Genomic DNA, 3714 nt, shown 5'->3' with positions numbered 1-3714 from the left:
ATGATAAGTATGCCGATATTGGCTATATGAAAAAAACGGTGGCAGCTATTCTTAATAAGGGATATGCCTTGGCATCCATAGATTATCGATTTGCGACCCAGGCCGTATTTCCGGCCCAAATACAGGATTGTAATCAGGCGGTTTCCTATTTGTATGACCATGCTGACCAATATGGATTTGATACAGATCGTATTGCCGTAATGGGATTTTCAGCGGGTGGACATTTGGCTTCGTTGATGGCATTGTCAAAAAATAACGATGTCCCAGACTTTTTTATGCCCGAAACGACAAAGTCATTCGATTTCAAGGCAGTGGTCGATTTTTATGGTCCGGCCGAACTGATTTTATTCCCCCGCGCTGACGACCCCAAATCCCCGGAAGGCTTATTGATAGGGGCTGCCCCACTAGCACGTCCCGATTTAGCAAAAGCCGCCAGCCCGGTGACCTATGTAGACAAAACTGATATGCCTTTTTTGATCATCCATGGCGAAAAAGATGAAATGGTTTCCCCTAAAAACTCTCAACTCTTAAGTGCCTGGCTGACTGTGGAAGGGGTCGAAAATGAATTGGTCATTGTAAAGGACGCACCTCATTATGGGGAGATGTTCGATGTAGAGGAGATTAGAACTAAAGTTTTGGATTTTCTTGGCAAACATCTGAATTGAGTATTCATAGGATTAAGAATATACACTAATTTAAAAGAGCCATGAACGGATAGAATAGCCTAAAAAGACGTCGCGTGGTATGAATATATGAACTTACTTCTTTAAAGATATGGTTGCACATGGGTTCTTTTAAAGGAACCAAGACCCTTGAACCTGCCCGATTTTACTTTTCCAGATACCAGTTCGCCCCTCCAGAAATAAGCTTTTCTTTCATGCGTTCCATTTGCTTCCCAAATTCCCCTCCATGTTCGATTTTCAAGAGATTGTTTATCTGATTTTCGAGATTTTGAAAGGGTTTCATACTTCTATCCAGTCCTCCCTCTTTGTTCCTTAGTAGCCATAACCTGCGATGTTCTTTTTGAATCAAGGCCAAGCGTTCTTGCATTTCGGTCAAATGGAAAATTCGTTCCTCACTGGTCCAGTTTTCCTTTTGTTGTCCATAATTTCTAATTTCAGCACCTAAACGAACCATTTCAATACCATTTCTAAGTTCGTTCCGTAACTCATTGTTATTTCCATTCGTTGCAGTAATATTTCCCTCATCAATATGCACATTCAATTCGGTTTCCAAATTATCAAGATGCTTGTTCAAAGCCTCAATTTCAAACATCTTTTTGTTCTCGAACCGTCCTTTTATCTTCTCAATAAAAGCTTCCCCTACGAATTCCGGTAGTTTTTTCTCAATGGCACTGTAAATGGTATTTTCCAAGACGGGGTCGGCAATACCAAATTGATACGCCATGAAGTTATGGCTCATGTTGGGCAAATGGCGTTCTTCAAAATGGTAAGATCTTCCCATTTCCATAACAACATTTGCAAGTTCTTGATTTTTGTCCTCAAAGATATAGGTGTTCAAATATCTTTTCAAGGGAAGGTTTCTCGAGGTATGACTGTTCCAGCTTATGGCACCGGCGTAGGCAAATCCCGGATAGCTGATAGGTTGGTATTGCCAGTGGCCCATATCGCCCCAATCGGTCAACAGCATGCCCCTGGCCCCATTCTTGAGACCATTCAATACGGCATTTTCAATATTTCCCAACATATTATCCGTCCTGCCCGTGAGGGTCATCCAACTGCTGGTTCCAGGACATACCATAAAATCCAATCCTTGTTCTTTTATTCTCTTCGTGTTTAAGTCAAAAGGATGCTCCGCTTCATAACCCCATTCCAAAACAGTGATATCCTTAGGGAGCATATCCAAAAGTTCGGGATGTTTGCCTATGATATCGCCCCACATCCAGAATTCTTTACCCTCTGCTTTGGCCAAGTGATAAACTTTCATCACATAATCGAGATAAAGTTGGCCGATTCCTATTTCTTCCGCTAGCGTTTCGTTTTTACATTTACCCAATTCAAAAGGTTCATCGAGATTGGCATTGAATTTATTGGAGCTGAAATTGGGTAGCAGGTCGTTCATCATCCGTTCGATCAATTCAATGCTTTCCGCATTGGTAGGATCTAAAGTGGTTTTCATTTTTCGCATGGGCATAATGTCATATCCTTCCGGACATTCTGCGAGATGTGCATATTGTTCAGTTTCCAACCAGGGCTGCATATGGCCAAGAGAGTTTTGATTGGGAACAAGCTCAATAAAACGCTCCTTACAATAGGCATCCAATTCCCTAATTTCTTCTGGGGTGATAGGGGTTTCTTTGCCTTCCCATAACTCCTTAAAACTCGGATATCCGAACGAGAAACCTTCAACATAAAGTTGTATATGATTGTATTTTAATAATGAAATGATATCCACAATTTCCTTTAAGGTTTTCATCTTTGGGACTTTATCCCTGCTAATATCAAGCATTACTCCTCTTATGGAGAGATCTGGTTCGTCTTGCACTGTGATGCATTCCATTATTTCCGGAAATTGAATTTTAAGATGATGTAGGGTCACTAAAGCGTAATAAGCCCCCGCTGAACTTGAATACATAATTTCTATCCCAGCTGGCAAAATTCGCAAGGTATAGCCTTCGATGGCCAAATATTCATTCTTGATAAATTTGATCGGTGCTTCGGATCTGTCTTCATTATTCCCGTTCCCGAGTAACCGGGGCACCCAATCCTTTGCTTCGGGTTCATTCGATAAAACTTGCCAACGTTGTGGCCATCTAAATTGTCCTTTTTCCGGAATGACTTTTTTGGGTCTGGGAAGCATGGACCATTCACTGATGGAGTCATTTTCAAACTCGAATTGATAAAAGAATGCGTTGCTATCCGACAGGCTCGTTTCTTCTTTTATCAATTCTTCGTTGGCTTTATTATAGCGTGCATTTAAATAGACACCAATTCCGACGATTAAAACGATCAGTCCCAATATAATATATCCCGTGATTTTGAGTATTCTTTTCATTGGTATCTGTTGTTAGGTTATTGATTTTGTAAACTGTTCATATTTGGCCATTAGTGCCAATCCCTTGGAAGTACACATTCCGCGTATAAAAACTATCACCGTGTTGTTCAAAAGGGTATCTTCTGAATATTTGGTATCATAAATAGAATCCCTAGTAAGGCCACTATATAACCGTTGCAGACTTATCCAGATCAATTCTGATTGTATTTCCGGTAAAAACAAGTCTTCTCTGATTCCCCGATCAATTACATCAGTAAAAAATGATAATTCGTTTGCGCCAGATTTAATTATTTCATCTTGCAAATCAGGATAATACTTGTTCAGGTCTTGGTAAAATCTTTGGTTTATACCAAACTCCATCTCCAGTACATGGTGTATAAGTTTTAGCAGGGTCTCAAGGGCATCTTTAGATTCAGTACCCAGTTGAACCAAATAATCGAAAAAACGGGAATAATGCAACTGGAGACTTAATCTCAAAAGCTCACTTTTATTACCAATTAACTTGTAGACCGTTTTGGACGAAATGCCGGAAGTCGAGGTTATTTCATGAATCGTTGTGGACTGAATACCATTTAGTAGGAATTTTTGCAATGCGAATTCTACTATTTCAGCTTTCGTAATTTCAGTTGTGGGCATGGAAAATATATAAAGAGTTATATTTTCTTAAATGTAATGGAAAATATACTTCATTCCGAATTT

The 3714-nt window shown here is 39.8% G+C and carries 3 protein-coding genes; 1 reads left to right on the top strand and 2 read right to left on the bottom strand.

Translation table 11 applies throughout. The annotated features are described in order from the left end of the window. Positions 1-665 (top strand): alpha/beta hydrolase fold domain-containing protein (locus tag WBM98_RS18095; protein WP_424367421.1); only part of this gene is annotated, 665 nt, incomplete at its 5' end. A gap of 163 nt (positions 666-828) precedes the next feature. On the opposite strand, the gene WBM98_RS18090 is transcribed toward WBM98_RS18095, so the two are convergent. Continuing rightward, positions 829-3015 (bottom strand): beta-N-acetylhexosaminidase, encoded by a 2187-nt coding sequence (locus tag WBM98_RS18090; RefSeq protein WP_424367420.1) that lies wholly within the window; start codon positions 3013-3015, stop codon positions 829-831. Between the two features lie 12 nt (positions 3016-3027). Next, positions 3028-3651: a TetR/AcrR family transcriptional regulator gene (locus WBM98_RS18085; RefSeq protein ID WP_424367419.1), complete on the bottom strand. Its 624-nt coding sequence runs from the start codon at positions 3649-3651 to the stop codon at positions 3028-3030. Between the last annotated feature and the right edge of the window lie 63 nt (positions 3652-3714).

It is taken from the genome of Maribacter sp. (assembly GCF_049667165.1).
Classification (GTDB): Bacteria; Bacteroidota; Bacteroidia; order Flavobacteriales; family Flavobacteriaceae; genus Maribacter_A.
The sequence above is the reverse complement of the archived record's forward strand: the minus strand, read 5'-3'. Positions and strand labels throughout refer to the sequence as shown.

Coding starts and splice junctions, on each gene's coding strand:
- WBM98_RS18090 (WP_424367420.1), bottom strand. CDS start 3,015: ATGAAAAGAATACTCAAAATCACGGGATATATTATATTGGGACTGATC.
- WBM98_RS18085 (WP_424367419.1), bottom strand. CDS start 3,651: ATGCCCACAACTGAAATTACGAAAGCTGAAATAGTAGAATTCGCATTG.